Genomic DNA, 16,094 nt, shown 5'->3' on the forward strand with positions numbered 1-16,094 from the left:
GGGCGGGATGTTCCCGAGCTTCTTGGCAGATGCACGCGCGTACTTCGGTCCCGTTTTGGTTGTGCGTGGTTCTGCGTGATAGCGAAAATGTCGGTGGCCGGTGCGATTGTCTGCGTCATGTACGACGACGCCCATATCGACGGCGACCTGCTTGTCCGGCGCAAACATCGGTTCAGTGCGCCGCTACTACCTTCTGACGATTTAGTGGCGGCTCCGGTGCATATCGCTCTGGTGTCATGGCGGCAGTCGACAGGTGATGCTCAGATGCCGGTACGGCTCTGGTGGCTGGTGGTGACGTCGGATAGCGGTCGCAGCGATGAGGCGACCAAAGAGCGTCTGTACCATTCCACCCGCGGAGACGGCGGGTGGGACGCAATTCTCGACTCTGTGTGGCGTGAAATCGCAGCCGGGAGCGGACCGGCATGGGTCGTGGTACCCAAGAAGCGTTATGTGACGGCGGAAAAACTTCACGAGCAAGGCTTTCCGGTGACTCGCGGCGCGTGCGAGGACAACCGCGCAATCGCGCGGGCAATCGAACGAATGCAAGACTACCTGCGCCTAGGACGCTCGATCACACTGCCGGGGCAGGCGAGGTCCACGTCGCAAGCCGCCGACGACAGTGCAACTCACGGATTTTTGCCATCTGTTGTGCCGCAATGGTTTCCGTCGATATCGGATGTAAACGCTGACCCGGTGGATAGTTTGATCGTCGCAACCGATGCGTCGGTGGACCGCAATGGCGCGACCGCAGTGGCCGCTATCAGTGATCGCGGCGAGGCCGCCTTGAACGTGACCAGTACGGAGGGCAACACCAGCGAGTCCGAACTACATGCGATCAGCCTGGCCATCGAAGTCTTCGCCGAACATGTCCGGGGCGAGATGTGCGTATTGTCCGATTCGACGGATGCCGTCACGGTCGCGAAGGCCTTGGTCGGCGGGAGAGTGCCGGTTGAGGGGTACCGAGGGATAAGCGACGCCGCCATGGTTCGCTTTGAGGAAGCTTGGCAGCAGGCGTCGTGTGGAATCGCTGTCTTCCACGTGAAGGGGCATGCGGGACATTATCTGAACGAGGCCGCCGACGATGTGGCTTTCATCGGTCGACTGGCTAGTCAATACCCGCAATTGGTCGTAGAGCGCGAGCTGCGGCAGCGACTTGCGGCGATCTCGTCTGCAGTGGCCGCAGTGGACGAGAGTGAGACGCGAATCCCCGCGCAAACGTATGTAGTTCAGTGCCAGGGGGCGTTGGCGTGGTCGATCGGTGACCGTGTTGGTGTTCATTTCGGAGATTGAGGCGGGCCGACTCGGAACGGAAGCCTGCGCGGTTGGCGACTCGGGTATGGACGGAGCTGAGTGTGGACCTTCCGGCATCCTCGGGTTGTCGGCGAATCCGGGATTCCACGTCGACCTACTTGCTTCGGTACCCTACGGGGGTATAGTCGGGTTCGGCCGACACGAGGAGGGTGAGATGACGCGTACGCAGCGCACTGACTCCGCCTTCGTCGGGTCAACCGCCACTGTCGCGGCATCGGCGTTTGCAGCGCTACTGGCAGTTCTCCTCATGCACTCGGTGCCCATGGTGCACGCACCGGCGCATGGCGTCGCAGGCGCACATGCCGCAGTCACCACCCACCAGGAGCATGCGGGCCACACAACCATGGCCCCGCCGGCGATGGCAGCCGACGGCACCCATTGGACAACGCATGCTGCCATGGCCCTCTGCATGGCGTTGATAACCGTCGCGTCGGTGTTGCTGATCGTGCGGCGGCTACTAGGGCACCAAAGCGCCGACGCCGGACCGCGAATCCACCTTCGTGGCAACGGGAGGTACGCCTCGCGCGCCCCACCCTGGGCCGCGCCCTCCCTCGAAAAGTTGTCGATCTTGAGGATCTGATGGACTCCCGCCCGTTCCCGCGGGCGAGTCCTCGTCATGGCGTGTGTTTCGCACGCCGATCCCTGTCAACATTCGAAGGAATAACCATGTACAAAACACGTTCTCGCCGAACCGGTTTCGCGCTCGTTGGCATCGCTGCTTCGGCAACCTTGCTTTTCGCGGGGTGCAGTTCTGACAACGGTGACCACGACATGGGCTCGATGTCCCACCAGTCGGCTGCCACATCTGCCGCTCCGACGGCCTCGAATTCGGAACAGGCCGCCTCGTTCAACGATGCCGATGTGATGTTTGCGCAGATGATGTACCCCCACCATGCGCAAGCCGTGGAGATGGCCCAACTGGTCGAGGGGCGGACCACCACTCCCGAGGTTGTCCAACTCGCTGATGCCATCGAGTCGGCTCAGGGTCCGGAGATGCAACAGCTCGCCCAGTGGTTGAAGCAGTGGGACAAACCTGATCCCAGCGCACAAGGTGGAGGGCAGGGCGACATGCATCACGGCGACGACACCATGAGCGGAATGATGTCGGAGCAAGAGATGAATGACCTGGCGGCCAAGAGTGGCACGGAGTTCGACCAGGCCTGGCTGGCCATGATGATCGAACATCACGTCGGCGCCATCGAGATGGCAAACGCCGAGATCGCCGACGGTGAAAACCAGGCTGCCAAGCAACTCGCAACGACGATTGCGGCGACTCAGCAGCAGGAGATCGACACCATGAGGTCGCTCCTGCAGTCCTGACCGTTCACAGGAATCAAAAGATCAAGCAAAGGCGCTCCGGCTTCGGCGGGAGCGCCTTTGTTGTTCAAACAACTCCTCGACACATACCCCTGGGGGGTATATATTCGGGACATGGACACGATGCACAACCACTCGGCTCACGTCGAACATCACGCAGCTCATGAGGGAATGGACCATCAGGGTGGTCATGCGGGGCACGCGGGGCATTCCGGCCACGGCGATCACGTCGGACAGTTCCGCCGACTGTTCTGGATCATGCTCGCGCTCGCAGTCCCGGTCGTCGGATTCTCGGGCATGTTCGCAATGCTCATCGGCTACGAATTACCCGACCACGAGTTCGTCTCGTGGATCTCGCCGGTGCTCGGCACGGTCATGTTCATGTGGGGTGGCCGCCCGTTCCTCAGCGGCGCGGTCGGCGAGATCCGCTCGCGGGCCCCCGGAATGATGCTGCTCATCGCTCTTGCCATCACGGTCGCGTTCGTCGCCTCATGGGGCGCGAGCCTCGATGTGCTGCACCATGATCTGGATTTCTGGTGGGAGCTGGCGCTACTGATCGTCATCATGCTGCTCGGGCACTGGATCGAGATGCGGTCGCTGGCACAGACCACGTCGGCACTCGACTCGCTGGCCGCACTGTTGCCCGACGAGGCAGAGAAGATCGACGGTGGCACCACGGTGCTCGTAGCTCCCGCGGCACTCCGTCTGGGCGACGTGGTTCTCGTACGTCCGGGAGCGAGTGTGCCGGCCGATGGAACGATCATCGACGGGACCGCGGAGGTCGACGAGTCGATGGTGACGGGCGAATCGCGCACCGTCGGCCGGACGGTCGGGGACGCAGTGGTGGCCGGAACCGTCGCCACCGATTCAGCTCTGCGCGTTCGTGTCACGGCCATCGGTGACGACACCGCGCTTGCAGGGATCCAGCGCCTGGTGTCCGAGGCGCAGAACTCGTCGTCGCGGGCACAACGCCTCGCGGACCGCGCGGCCGCGTGGCTCTTCTGGTACGCGCTCGGCGCCGCAGCCCTCACCGCAATCGTCTGGTCGGTTCTCGGATCCACCGACGACGCGGTGGTGCGCACCATCACCGTGCTGGTGATCGCGTGCCCCCATGCTCTAGGGCTGGCGATCCCTCTCGTGGTTGCGATCGCCACCGAACGCGCTGCTCGTGCAGGTGTGCTGGTCAAAGACCGCCTCGCTCTTGAACGCATGCGGTCGGTCGACGCGGTGCTGTTCGACAAGACCGGCACGTTGACGCAAGGGGAGCCGACGGTTGTCGCGGTCCATGCACTCGGCACAGCGACTGAAGACCGTGTGCTTGCCGTGGCCGCGGCGGTGGAGTCCGACAGCGAGCATCCGTTGGGCAAGGCGATCGTCGAGGCCGCCAAGGCGCGTCAGCTGCAGGTTCCCTCGGCCGAACAGTTCCGGGCGTCGCCGGCTGAAGGGGTTTCGGCGTCAGTGGAAGGTCAGCATGTCCGGGTCGGGGGCCCGCGCATGTTGGAGCGGTATCAGCGCGCCGAGGTCGAGGTCGCCGAAAAATGGCGGGCCGACGGAGCCATCATCCTGCACGTACTCGTCGACGACGAGGTGGTCGGAGCACTGAAGTTGGCCGACGACATCAGGCCGGAATCGCGGGAAGCCGTTGCGGCACTGCATCGACAGGGCATCGAGGTTGTCATGATCACCGGTGACGCCGAAGCCGTGGCCCGATCGGTCGCGACCGAGCTGGGTATCGACCGCGTGTTCGCCGGAGTTCGGCCGGAGGACAAGGCGTCGAAGGTCAAAGAACTGCAGGGCGCCGGACGCACCACCGCCATGGTGGGTGACGGGGTGAACGACGCGCCCGCGCTGGCCCAGGCCGATGTGGGCATCGCCATCGGCGCCGGGACCGACGTCGCGATCGCATCGGCAGGGGTCATCCTGGCCGGGGACGATCCGCGTTCGGTCGTGTCGGTGATCGAGTTGTCCAAGGCGGGCTACCAAAAGATGAAGCAAAACCTCTGGTGGGCAGCCGGTTACAACCTGATCTCCGTGCCGCTGGCTGCTGGACTGCTGGCCCCGATCGGGTTCGTGCTGCCGATGTCTGTGGGCGCCATCCTCATGTCGATCTCGACTGTTGTGGTTGCCCTCAACGCGCAGCTCCTGCGTCGGCTGGATCTGCGGCCGGACGCCCGCGATGCAGGGAACAAGGCCAAGAACGCTGGGCAAGGTGGAGCAGACATGGCAACATCACGCTTGTGACCAGCGACTCCGCCGCCGCGCAGAACCTTCGAGACCTTGCTCTGCTGCGACGTGTCCGCGATCGGATCGACCGCGAGTACGCAGAACCACTGAACGTCGAAGCCCTTGCCCGAGGAGTGAACGTGTCGGCAGGTCATCTCAGTCGCCAGTTCAAGCTCGCCTACGGCGAGTCGCCGTACTCCTATCTGATGACCCGGCGAATCGAGCGTGCGAAGGCGTTGCTCCAGCGGGGCGATCTGAACGTCACCGAAGTGTGTTTCGCCGTGGGTTGTTCATCGCTGGGAACGTTCAGCACCCGCTTCACCGAGTTGGTCGGGATGTCGCCGAGCATCTACCGGGGTGAGGCCGCGGGTGAGACCGCAGGGATGCCGTCCTGCGTCACGAAAAAGGTGGCCAGACCGATCAGAAATCGAGAAGCCAAAGGCGTCGCGTCGCAACTAGCGTGAGCGACATGGACATCAACATTCATTCGAGTTTCCTTCCGCACACCGACCCAGAGGCTTCCAAGGCTTTCTATCGGGACACCCTCGGCTTCGAGGTCCGCAATGAGGTCGGCTACAACGACATGTACTGGATCACGGTCGGACCGAAGGGTCAGCCCGACGTCAACATCGTGCTGACCCCGCCGGGTGCCGACCCGGGCATCACCGACGATGAGCGGCGCACGATCACCGAGATGATGGCCAAGGGCACGTACGCGAGCCTGCTGCTCGCCACCAAAGACCTGGACGACACGTTCGAGCGTGTGCAGGCAAACGGCACCGAGGTTGTGCAGGAGCCGACGCAACAGCCGTACGGCATCCGGGACTGCGCGATCCGTGACCCGGCAGGCAACATGATTCGTATCCAGGAAGTCGCGTGATGACGGGAAGTGCCCGATTGTCCGGCTCACGCCGCGCTGATCCTCAACCAGCACCCAGGGTCAGAGAAACCCAGTACGCTGTACGAAACTAGACCGAGTCGGCGCTCTGCCGCGACGTCGCGCCAACAAATGGAGACCGGAGCAGCATGGCCACCACCAAGAAACCGCAACTGCAGGAACCGCACATCGCCGACACCCACGACCTGATCCGCGTGCAGGGTGCTCGGGTGAACAATCTCAAAGACATCAGCGTGGAGATCCCGAAGCGCAGGCTCACGGTGTTCACCGGTGTCTCCGGTTCGGGCAAGAGTTCGCTGGTGTTCAGCACCATCGCTGCCGAATCGCAGCGCATGATCAACGAGACGTACAGCGCTTTCCTACAGGGGTTCATGCCCACCTTGGCGCGTCCGGAAGTCGACGTCATGGACGGTCTCACCACCGCCATCATCGTCGACCAGCAGCGAATGGGATCGGACCCGCGGTCCACCGTCGGTACGGCAACCGACGCCAACGCGATGCTCCGAATCCTGTTCAGCCGCCTCGGCAAACCGCACATCGGTTCCCCACAAGCATTCTCGTTCAACGTCGCGTCGATCTCCGGCGCCGGTGCGGTGACGATCGAGCGTGGGGGACGGGAGACCAAGGAGCGGCGGACCTTCAGCATCACCGGTGGCATGTGCCCGCGGTGTGAGGGACGAGGGTCGGTGTCCGACATCGACCTCACGGCGCTGTACGACGCCGACAAGTCACTCAACGACGGCGCCATCACCATTCCCGGGTACAGTATGGAGGGGTGGTACGGCCGAATCTTCCGGGGCTGCGGCTATTTCGACCCCGACAAGCCGATCAGCAAGTTCACCAAGAAGCAGTTGAATGACCTGCTCTACCGGGAACCGACCAAGATCAAGATCGACGGCATCAACCTCACCTACCAGGGGCTGGTCCCGCAGATGCAGAAGTCGTTCCTGTCCAAGGACATCGATGCGCTCCAGCCGCACATCCGGACATTTGTCGAACGGGCGGTCGCCTTCGCCACGTGTCCGGAATGCGATGGCACGCGGCTGAGCGAAGCGGCCCGCTCGTCGAAGATCAACAAGATCAGCATCGCCGATGCCTGTGCGATGCAGATCAGCGATCTCGCCGAGTGGGTCCGTGGACTGGATGAGCCGTCGGTGGCCGGTTTGTTGTCCAACCTCCAGCAGACCCTCGACTCGTTCGTCGAGATCGGGCTGGGCTACCTCTCACTGGACCGCCCCTCAGGCACCCTGTCCGGTGGAGAAGCGCAGCGCACCAAGATGATCCGGCATCTCGGATCGTCCCTGACCGATGTGACCTACGTCTTCGACGAACCGACGATCGGGCTGCACCCACACGACATCGAGCGCATGAACGGTCTGCTGCTGCGGCTGCGCGACAAGGGCAATACCGTCTTGGTGGTGGAGCACAAGCCGGAGACCATCGCGATCGGTGACCACGTGGTGGATCTCGGTCCGCGCGCCGGCACCGAAGGTGGTCAGGTGATGTTCGAGGGCACCGTGGAGGGATTGCGTGCCAGCGACACCCTGACCGGGCATCACCTCGACGACCGGGCGCAGCTGAAGCCGTCGGTGCGTGAACCGTCGGGCGCTCTGGAGGTACGCGGGGCCGATACTCACAACCTGCAGAAGGTCGACGTCGACATCCCCCTCGGCGTGCTCGTTGTCCTCACCGGGGTCGCCGGCTCGGGCAAGAGTTCGCTCATCCAGGGCTCGGTGACCGGCCTCGACGAGGTGATCTCGGTGGACCAGGCCCCGATCAAGGGGTCGCGGCGAAGTAACCCGGCCACGTACACCGGATTGCTCGACCCCATCCGCAAAGCCTTCGCCAAGGAGAACGGTGTCAAGCCGGCGCTCTTCAGCGCCAACTCGGAGGGCGCCTGCCCCACCTGTAACGGCGCCGGTGTCATCTACTCCGACCTGGCGATGATGGCAGGGGTGGCCAGCACCTGCGAGGAGTGCGACGGCAAACGGTTCCAGGCCGCGGTGCTCGAATACACCTTCGGCGGGCGCGACATCAGCGAAGTGCTGGGCATGTCGGTGGCCGAGGCGGAAGCGTTCTTCGGCGACGGTGATGCGAAACTGCCTGCAGCGCACAAGATTCTCGACAGATTGGCCGACGTGGGGTTGGGCTACATCAAGCTCGGACAACCGCTGACCACGTTGTCCGGTGGTGAACGGCAGCGGATCAAGCTGGCCACCCAGATGGCCGGCAAGGGCGGGATCTACGTGCTCGACGAACCGACCACCGGCCTCCACCTCGCCGACGTGGAGAATCTCCTCGGCCTGCTCGACCGGCTGGTCGAATCGGGGAAGTCGGTCATCGTCATCGAGCATCACCAGGCCGTGATGGCACACGCGGACTGGATAATCGATCTGGGACCGGGGGCCGGCCACGATGGTGGCCGGGTTGTCTTCGAGGGCACACCCGCCGATCTCGTCGCGGCTCGGTCCACCCTCACCGGCGAACACCTCGCGGCGTACGTCGGCGCCTGAAACGCGCCGCTGGGGGCGGGTTCGCGCGCCGTAACAACGAGTTAGGCGTGTGCGATGATCTGATCAGTCGCACACGGTGTGCTCGCGCTCGATCCCGCCCCGTGGAATCGTCGTTCGCAGGGTCACATGCGCGTCGGAGAGGGATGGGCGGCGCATGGCCGGATTCGTGGACGACCCGCAGATACTGCGCGCGATCCTCGAGTTGTCTCCCGACCTGATCGTGTTGTCCGAATTCTCCGGGCGGGTCCTGTACGTCAACCCGGACGGTCGGAGACTGGTCGGGTTGGACGAGTCGCCGGATCGTGAGCTGTTCACGGAAGACTTCTTCACACCGGCGGGCTTGTCGATCTCCGATGAGGTCGAGGAGAACCTCAGGTCACGGGGGTACTGGCGTGGGCGCAGTGAGTTGCAGCATTTTCATACCCGTGCCCGCATCGCGGTGACACTCACGACCTTTGTTGTGGAGCGGTCCGACGGCCAGCCATCGGCGATCGCGACCATCGTCCGTGATCGCCGCCGGGGAGACGAACGTGATCGCCGGCTGCGCGAGGTCGCCGACGCTGCAGCTCAGTTCGGCGCCGAACAGAAAGCCGTCGCCGAGCTGAGCCGGCTCGCGCTGGAGGCCGAACTCCCTCAACTGCTGACCGCTGCGACCGCGGCTGCGGTGACGCTGGTCGGGGTGGAAACCGCCATGGTCACCCGGGTAGACGAGTTCGACAGCACACGCCTGAGCCTCGAGGCGGTCACCGGCCCGCGGGGAGACGGGTTCGACGTGCCCGCGGGCAATCACTCGCTCATGGGCTACACCATGAACACTGCCGATGTGGTGGTGTGCCCGGACCGCCTGGCAGAAACCCGATTTCCCACCGAGGTGATGAAGAGCTACGGCCTACGCAGTGGTGTCGGCATACCCATTGCCGGTGCGACTGCGCCGTGGGGAGCGCTCTCTGTCCACAGTGCCGACGCGCGCGATTATGCCGATCGCGACATCACGTTCCTCCAGACCGTGGCAGATGTGCTGTCCGCGGCCATCCGGCGCATTGAGCTCGACCGCCAAGTGCGCCAGCGCAGCATGCATGACCCTCTCACCGACCTCCCCAATCGCGCTCTGGCCTATGCGTGCATCGACGAAGCCCTCGAAAGGGCAGAGGCCGCCGATACCCACGTCGCGGTGCTGCTCCTGGATGTCGACGATTTCAAACTCATCAACGACAGCCTGGGGCACGAAGCGGGCGATCTCGCCCTCGTTCGGTTCGCCCAGCGACTCAGAACCGCTGTGCGAGAACAGGATGTGGTGGCCCGTCTCGGAGGCGACGAGTTCCTGATCCTCTGCGAAGAGGTGCGCGACATCGCCGAGGCACAGCAGATCGCGCATTCCATCACCGAGCTGCTGGGCGCTCCCTACGCGCACGGCAGTGCGCCGACGCCGTTGAGTGCCAGCATCGGTGTCGCCGTCAGCGAACCGGGCTCGTCCCGGCGGGAACTGATTCATCGGGCCGATCTCGCGATGTACCGGGCCAAGGACATGGGCGCCGGTGGCCATGCGGTCTACGACGATGACGACGTGTACGACGCCGAGCGGATCCGGTCGTTGTCCATCGACCTGCGGTCGGCGCTCGAACGCGGCGAGCTCACCTTGCATTACCAGCCGTTGGTGGAGATCGCGTCGGGACGAATCGTCGCGGTCGAGGCACTCGCGAGATGGAACCATCCGGTCCATGGCCCGGTCAGTCCTGTGGAGTTCGTGGCCGTTGCCGAAAGGACAGGATTGGCAACAGATCTCGGTACATGGGCTTTGGCCGAGGCGTGTGCACAGGCAGCCAGGTGGCGAGAGTTCACCACGGTGTCGATCCGGGTCAACGTGAGTGCGCTGCAGTTGCGCGACCCGGCCTTTCCACGGGTGGTCTCACGGGTACTGGCCGCGACCGGCCTCGAAGCATCCGCACTCGGGCTCGAGATCACCGAGACGGTGTGGGTGTCCGACACCGCGAGGGTGGCAGGCACGCTCACCGAGCTACATAACATGGGTGTGTCCCTGTTGCTCGACGACCTCGGCAGGGGTCACAGCTCGATCTACTACCTGGATCGCTATCCGGTGTTCGAGTGCTTCAAGATCGACAAGTCGTTCATCGCAGACCTTCCGGGTGCCCGGCCGGAGGCGATCGTGTCCGCGATCGTGGGCCTGGCGCGAGCTTTCGACGTCACCGTCGTGGGCGAAGGTGTGGAGACCGCCGAGCAGCTCGAGGCTCTGCGGGCGTGCGGTGCGGATTATGCGCAGGGTTACCATCTCGGCCGGCCCGCCGCTGCGGACGACGTGACCGCAACGTTGCGGTCAGCGATCGTGTGACCAGGCGTAGGACTCGACGCCAACAGGAGATGAACTCGGATCTGCTCGTCCTGCCCTGGAACCGCCCGTGCGTTAGGTTTCGCGGTACCAGACGACAGGGCGATGGGATGGGTGTGCGAAAGAATCTCTTGGCGACAACGATGGCCGCGATGGTCGCGACGGTGGGACTGGTCGCGTGTGGCAGCGACTCGACCGATTCGACCGAGAGCGCGACGACCGTGCCATCGGCATCCGATGCGGAGCCGTCGAAATCCTTTGACTTGCAGGCACATCGCGGCGGACGCGGCGAATACACCGAGGAATCGCTGCATGCGTTCGACCAGGCCCTGTCCCTCGGGGTCAGCACCCTCGAGTTGGACATCGTGCTGACCAAGGACAACCAGCCGCTCATCTGGCACGATCCGAAAATTGACGAGACCAAATGTGCGGACACCGCAGCGGCGACACCGGGCGACCCGCAGTTCCCGTATGTCGGCGACCTCGTCCACGATCTGACCCTCGCGCAGATCCGAACCCTCAACTGCGACAAGGTGCTCGCCGGCTACCCCGAAGCGCAGCCGGTGGCCGGGAACAAGATAGCGGTTCTGCCAGAACTGTTCGCACTTGTCGAGACACGGGGCGCCGACGCGGTGCGGTTCAACATCGAGACCAAGATCGAGGCGGAGAAACGGGCAGACTCGGCGACACCGGAGGAGTTCGTCGACGTCACCTTGGCGGCGGTGAAAGAGGCCGGCATGGTTGGCCGGGTCAGCATTCAGAGCTTCGACTGGCGCACACTGCCGCTGGTGCACGACGCGGAGCCGAGTATTCCGTTGGTGGCGCTCTGGGATGAGACCACCTGGAAGAAGGATTCCCAGTGGCTCGGCCCGGTCGACTTCGACGCGGTGGGCGGCGATGTGATCAAAGGGGCTTCATCGATCGACGGTGTGACGGTGTTGTCGCCCGGTTATGTGAACCCGTACCCCGACGGACAGGTACCGCCGGCGGGCTACACGCTGGTGGCCGATGAGGACTTCGTGGCCCGAGCGCATGAGTCCGGGCTGGCCGTGATCCCTTGGACCATCAACGATCCCGCCGTGATGGACGCACAGATCGAAGCGGGCGCAGACGGCATCATCACCGACTACCCGACTCGCCTGCGAGAGGTGATGGCCACTCGGGGGATGACCTTGCCCGCGCCTGCGTGAGCCCCTGGCGGTTGGCCTAAGCGTTGTCGAGTGACGTCGACAGCCCGGCGAGCCCACTGCCGACCGAGTTCCCCGCCTTTGTGGCCGTGACTGTCCCGAACTCGACGGGCGCATCGACGGTCGCGCCCGCATAGGCGAAGATGCCATAGATCCCGGCGGGGGCCTCCGGTGGAACCGTGTACGTGACCGTCTGTTCCATCGTCTGCCCGGGTTTGAGGTCCACCGGAATCGGTGCGAGAACGCTTGTGCCTGTTGCGCTGCCCGGTTGCGCCACATCCACCCACACCTGCCCGACGTAGGGTGCGTCGGCGGGTGCGGAGACCATCAGCTTGGCGTTCAGGGGACCACCGCCCTCGGGTAGTTCGGTCGGTGTCTCGGGGGAGAGTCGGACCTGCACCGGCAGCTTGGTCTGCGGAGACGCCGGCCCCGTCGATGCGGGCGAGCCGTCGCCGACCTCCGGCCAGCCGTTGGCCCACACGATGCGGTCGATCATCCCTTCACGTCGCTGGGCGCCACTGGGCAACTGAAGGTCATCGCGTGGAACGGCGTGATACACAATCCAATCCGCTCCGGCGTCGTCGGTGACAACGGTGTTGTGGCCGGGGCCGGCCCATGCCTGGCTGCCGGCGAGGATGAGCGCTCCGCCGCCGGCGTTCAGGTCATCGCCCTTGCGGTCGAGGTACGGTCCGGTGAGTGACGCCGAACGGCCGGCAAGAACTCGGTATGCGGTGTCGGCGCCGTTGCAGCAGTTACCTGCCGAGACGAACAGGTAGTAGTAGCCGTCGCGGAAGATGATCTCGGGACCTTCGAACCGGTCGTCGGCCACCCGGACCGGGGCTCCGGCCGCCGCATTTCCCTCCGGGTTGAGCGGTATCGCGTACACGCCGTGGAAGTTGCCGACGAACATGGTCTTCGTCTTTCCGTCGTCCCAGAGGAACGGATCGATGGTGCCCTCGACGCCGACGTCCTGCGCACAGAACACCGGATGTCCCAGATCGGTCCACGGTCCTGTCGGACCCGGTGCGGTTGCCAGGCCGATGCAGGGATTCTTCTCGTCGTAGAGCGCGTAGTACAGCGAATAAGTGCCGTTCGACTCCGAGATGTCTGGGGCCCAGGCGAGTCTGCCGGGCGGGTGCCAGCCTGGCGCCTCGTCGAACACGTCGCCGACGTACTTCCAGTCCACCAGGTCGAACGAGGTGAACACGGTCATGTTGTGCTCGCCCTGGCCATCGCCCCAGTCGTCGGCGGTGGCGTACATGTAATACCGGCCATCTTGCGCGCGGATGACGGTCGGGTCGGCCGCCACCGGCTGCACGATCGACTGTGCAATCGCGGACGGCGCCGGCGCGAGCACCACAACGAGCAGAGCCAGGAGCGCGGGAACAGCGAGACGGCAGGCGCTTGCCCAACGGCGCCCGACGGTCGGTCTCGTGCTCGAATCCATCGGTTCAGCGGCCGGAGCCCCCCACGCGTGCATGTCGCTCCTTGCCACAACTCACCATTCAGGTCGCGGCAAACATATCCAGCTCAAGTTGAGGTTGAGACTTCAGCCACGCTGCGACATCGTGCTGTGACGAAACCGTGTTCGGCCGGTTATGCGCCCAGCGTGGCGAAGTCAGACAAATTGCAAGGTCTCGATGATCAACCGGGTGGCAGCGCGGCCCTCAGGGGTCGGTGTCAGCGGATAGATGTGCAATCCGGAGGGGCAGGTGTTGAGCTCCACATCCGAACCCGCCGCGCTCGCTTGCTCGTGGAATCGCAGGGCATCCGGGTACAACATGTCGTGGGTGCCGATGTGCACCGTCGTCGGGGCGAGCCCACCGAGGTCGCCGTACATCGGGCTGACCTCCGGGTGCGTCAGTGGTTTGTCGGGAGCCCACACCCGCGCTGCCATGTCCAACGTGGACCGGTTGAGCCATGGGTCGTGACGCTCGACGCGAGCGATGTCGGGATTGCTGAGTGACAGGTCGAGCCAGGGTGAGATGAGGATCAGGCGCTGAGGCGGGCGCAGGTTCTGGTCACGCGCGGTCTGTGCCATCAGCAGCGCCAGACCTCCGCCGGCGGAATCGCCGACCAGTGCGATGGGCGACCCGGGGTGTTCGGTCACCAGTCGCTGATACACCGCAGTGATGAACGGAAGGGCGTCCCGATGGTCGTAGCGGGGAGCAAGCCCGTACATCGGCACCTCGACCCGCATGCCGGCGTCGGCCAGCTGTGCGATGAAAGCCCAATGCTGGGCACTGATCTCGCTGACATACGCGCCGCCGTAGAAGTACAGCACCGTGGTCTGGGGGCGGACTCGACGCGGGGTGACGCTGTAACTACGGAAACCGCCGATCGAGCGGCGTTTGACGATGTGCGAGGTGTACATCGGTTCCGGGGGCGACACGACCTTCTTGGGCCGGTAGATCTGTCGGCGTGCGCGCTCCGCGGTGCTGGTGAGGGACAACCCGTTCAGCCTCAGCATCGTCGACAGTGCTTTCATCTGAATACTCATCTGTGTCGAGATTAGACCGTGGACCTGTGTTCAACCTGCAGCAACGTGTGAGATTTTGCTGATGATCCGGCGAGACCTATCTCACGGTCGGGTGGGTCGTGGAATCGGCACCTGGCCTCGGCGGTTGAGGTGTGGCGTGACCACACCAGCACTCTTCACGCCCTTGACCCTGCGCGATCTGACCATCGCGAACCGCGCTTGGCTTGCACCGATGTGCCAGTACAGCTGCTTTGCCGAAGACGGCGTGCCCACGGACTGGCACCTGGTCCATCTCGGCGCCCGGGCGACCGGTGGGTTCGGCCTGATTCTCACCGAGGCCGCCGCAGTCACGCCCGACGGGCGGATCAGCCCTCAGGACGCCGGCATCTGGAACGACGACCAGGCAGCAGGATGGCGTCGAATCGTGGACTTCGTGCACGAGCAGGGTTCGGCGATCGGCGTCCAACTGGCGCACGCGGGCCGCAAGGCTTCGACGTACGCCCCGATGGCCGACGCCGAGGGCAGCATCGCCGATGCAGACGGCGGCTGGGTGACCAGCGCCCCGTCTGCTGTTGCATTCGAGGGCTACGACACGCCGTCGGCCCTGACCCGCGATGGCATCGCAGGCGTTGTCGATGCGTTCGCCGCCGCGGCGTCCCGGGCACATGAGGCCGGCTTCGACGTCGTCGAGATCCATGCTGCTCACGGGTACCTGCTCCACGAGTTCTTCTCGCCGTTGTCGAACATCCGCGAGGACGAGTACGGCGGCGATTTCGAAGGCCGCACCCGGATCTTGCTCGAGGTCGTCGAAGCCGTTCGGCGTGTGTGGCCTGACGGGAAGCCCCTGTTCGTGCGTCTCTCGGCGACCGACTGGACAGAGGGTGGGTGGACGGTGGACGACAGCGCTCGGCTGGCCGCGCTCGTCGAACCGCTGGGAGTCGACCTGATCGACGTCTCCAGTGGCGGGAATGTCCTGGCAGACATCCCGGTGGGTCCCGGCTACCAGGTGGACTTCGCCAAGGCCATTCTCGAGCAGTCGGGTGTTCCCACTGCGGCGGTCGGCCTGATCACCGAGCCGGGGCAGGCGGAGAAGATCCTCGAGGCAGAGTCCGCACACGCTGTACTGCTGGCCCGAGCTGGTCTCCGTGAGCCGGCGTGGCCACTGCGCGCGGCGCACGAACTGGGTCTGACCTGGCGAGAGGCCCCATACCCGCCGCAGTACACGCGTGGCGCCTGGCGTTGATCGATCCCGGGTTGCGCCTACACGCGATATCCCGACAATCGAGTAGGTGCCCCCGGATCTGCTGAGCCGCCCCGTCGATCGGTTCGAACGAAGGCTACGACGAGTGTCGGCGCTGTGCGTGGTGGTCGCCTGCATGATGTCGGTGCTCACGGGAGTCCTGGTGTGGGACATGGCCGAACGGTCACCCATCGCCGAGCCGGTGGGGGCGGTACGAGCGGTGACCGATGAGGCGGCCGTGCCCGCCACCGCCCAGACGATCGGTACCCCGGCCGTGGCGGTCCGGGCGCACTGGGAGTGGGAGTCGCAACGACGTGACGGTGTGATCGCAGTACCGGCAGGTACCCCCGCAGGCAGCAACCGCGACATCCCCGTCGACGAGAACGGCGACTGGGCACCGGCCGGTGCTGCTTTCGGGGGACCGATCCCACGAGTGGGACCCGCGGTGCTACTGGCCCTGCTGGTGGGCGTAGGCGGAATCGTTGTGATCCGGCAGGTGACCCGCAGAGCGGTCGAGCAGCGACACGACCGATATTGGACCGAACAACTCGCCCGCTTTTTCGCCACCCGGCCGGACTGACG

Annotated in this window: 13 protein-coding genes; 11 read left to right on the top strand and 2 right to left on the bottom strand. The window is 64.7% G+C overall.

Annotation, left to right across the window (positions count from 1 at the left end; all coding sequences use genetic code 11):
* The first annotated feature begins 117 nt into the window (after positions 1-117).
* From ACVWY6_RS04360 to ACVWY6_RS04400, 9 genes are all read left to right on the top strand, one after another.
* On the top strand, positions 118-1,290 hold the full coding sequence (locus tag ACVWY6_RS04360; protein ID WP_457536340.1) for an RNase H family protein: 1,173 nt from the start codon (positions 118-120) through the stop codon (positions 1,288-1,290).
* Between the two features lie 175 nt (positions 1,291-1,465).
* On the top strand, positions 1,466-1,891 hold the full coding sequence (locus ACVWY6_RS04365) for a DUF6153 family protein (RefSeq protein ID WP_457536342.1): 426 nt from the start codon (positions 1,466-1,468) through the stop codon (positions 1,889-1,891).
* A gap of 86 nt (positions 1,892-1,977) precedes the next feature.
* Positions 1,978-2,631, top strand: a complete 654-nt coding sequence (locus tag ACVWY6_RS04370) for a DUF305 domain-containing protein (protein ID WP_457536343.1) — start codon at positions 1,978-1,980, stop codon at positions 2,629-2,631.
* 111 nt (positions 2,632-2,742) lie between these two features.
* Positions 2,743-4,869: a heavy metal translocating P-type ATPase gene (locus ACVWY6_RS04375; RefSeq protein ID WP_457536345.1), complete on the top strand. Its 2,127-nt coding sequence runs from the start codon at positions 2,743-2,745 to the stop codon at positions 4,867-4,869.
* Complete coding sequence (locus tag ACVWY6_RS04380) at positions 4,866-5,315, top strand: helix-turn-helix transcriptional regulator (protein WP_457536347.1); 450 nt, start codon at positions 4,866-4,868, stop codon at positions 5,313-5,315. Before ACVWY6_RS04375 ends, ACVWY6_RS04380 begins: the two co-directional genes overlap by 4 nt.
* A gap of 5 nt (positions 5,316-5,320) precedes the next feature.
* Positions 5,321-5,731, top strand: a complete 411-nt coding sequence (locus ACVWY6_RS04385; RefSeq protein WP_030164251.1) for a VOC family protein — start codon at positions 5,321-5,323, stop codon at positions 5,729-5,731.
* A gap of 146 nt (positions 5,732-5,877) precedes the next feature.
* Positions 5,878-8,262, top strand: a complete 2,385-nt coding sequence (locus ACVWY6_RS04390; protein ID WP_457536349.1) for an ATP-binding cassette domain-containing protein — start codon at positions 5,878-5,880, stop codon at positions 8,260-8,262.
* A gap of 154 nt (positions 8,263-8,416) precedes the next feature.
* Entirely contained in the window at positions 8,417-10,609 is a 2,193-nt protein-coding gene (locus ACVWY6_RS04395) for a putative bifunctional diguanylate cyclase/phosphodiesterase (RefSeq protein WP_457536350.1), read from the top strand.
* A 128-nt stretch (positions 10,610-10,737) separates the two neighbouring features.
* A complete protein-coding gene (locus ACVWY6_RS04400) occupies positions 10,738-11,796 on the top strand; it encodes a glycerophosphodiester phosphodiesterase family protein (RefSeq protein ID WP_457536885.1) in 1,059 nt (352 codons plus the stop codon).
* Between the two features lie 16 nt (positions 11,797-11,812).
* Here the strand turns inward: ACVWY6_RS04400 and ACVWY6_RS04405 are convergent, their stop codons facing one another.
* Both ACVWY6_RS04405 and ACVWY6_RS04410 read right to left on the bottom strand, forming a co-directional pair.
* The gene (locus tag ACVWY6_RS04405) at positions 11,813-13,273 is read right to left on the bottom strand and encodes a family 43 glycosylhydrolase (protein ID WP_457536352.1); all 1,461 of its coding nucleotides are present in this window, start codon (positions 13,271-13,273) and stop codon (positions 11,813-11,815) included.
* A gap of 138 nt (positions 13,274-13,411) precedes the next feature.
* Positions 13,412-14,293 (bottom strand): alpha/beta hydrolase fold domain-containing protein, encoded by an 882-nt coding sequence (locus ACVWY6_RS04410; RefSeq protein ID WP_062800758.1) that lies wholly within the window; start codon positions 14,291-14,293, stop codon positions 13,412-13,414.
* 136 nt (positions 14,294-14,429) lie between these two features.
* Between ACVWY6_RS04410 and ACVWY6_RS04415 the strand changes: the two genes are divergently transcribed.
* Entirely contained in the window at positions 14,430-15,515 is a 1,086-nt protein-coding gene (locus tag ACVWY6_RS04415) for an NADH:flavin oxidoreductase/NADH oxidase (protein WP_457536354.1), read from the top strand.
* 46 nt (positions 15,516-15,561) lie between these two features.
* Positions 15,562-16,092 (top strand): hypothetical protein, encoded by a 531-nt coding sequence (locus ACVWY6_RS04420; RefSeq protein WP_152538204.1) that lies wholly within the window; start codon positions 15,562-15,564, stop codon positions 16,090-16,092.
* Positions 16,093-16,094 lie beyond the last annotated feature (2 nt).

It is taken from the genome of Williamsia sp. R60, assembly GCF_054063855.1.

Excerpts from the sequence above, each read along its gene's own strand:
- ACVWY6_RS04360 (WP_457536340.1), top strand. The coding sequence starts at position 118 with ATGTACGACGACGCCCATATCGACGGCGACCTGCTTGTCCGGCGCAAA.
- ACVWY6_RS04365 (WP_457536342.1), top strand. The coding sequence starts at position 1,466 with ATGACGCGTACGCAGCGCACTGACTCCGCCTTCGTCGGGTCAACCGCC.
- ACVWY6_RS04370 (WP_457536343.1), top strand. The coding sequence starts at position 1,978 with ATGTACAAAACACGTTCTCGCCGAACCGGTTTCGCGCTCGTTGGCATC.
- ACVWY6_RS04375 (WP_457536345.1), top strand. The coding sequence starts at position 2,743 with ATGGACACGATGCACAACCACTCGGCTCACGTCGAACATCACGCAGCT.
- ACVWY6_RS04385 (WP_030164251.1), top strand. The coding sequence starts at position 5,321 with ATGGACATCAACATTCATTCGAGTTTCCTTCCGCACACCGACCCAGAG.
- ACVWY6_RS04390 (WP_457536349.1), top strand. The coding sequence starts at position 5,878 with ATGGCCACCACCAAGAAACCGCAACTGCAGGAACCGCACATCGCCGAC.
- ACVWY6_RS04395 (WP_457536350.1), top strand. The coding sequence starts at position 8,417 with ATGGCCGGATTCGTGGACGACCCGCAGATACTGCGCGCGATCCTCGAG.
- ACVWY6_RS04405 (WP_457536352.1), bottom strand. The coding sequence starts at position 13,273 with ATGCACGCGTGGGGGGCTCCGGCCGCTGAACCGATGGATTCGAGCACG.
- ACVWY6_RS04410 (WP_062800758.1), bottom strand. The coding sequence starts at position 14,293 with ATGAGTATTCAGATGAAAGCACTGTCGACGATGCTGAGGCTGAACGGG.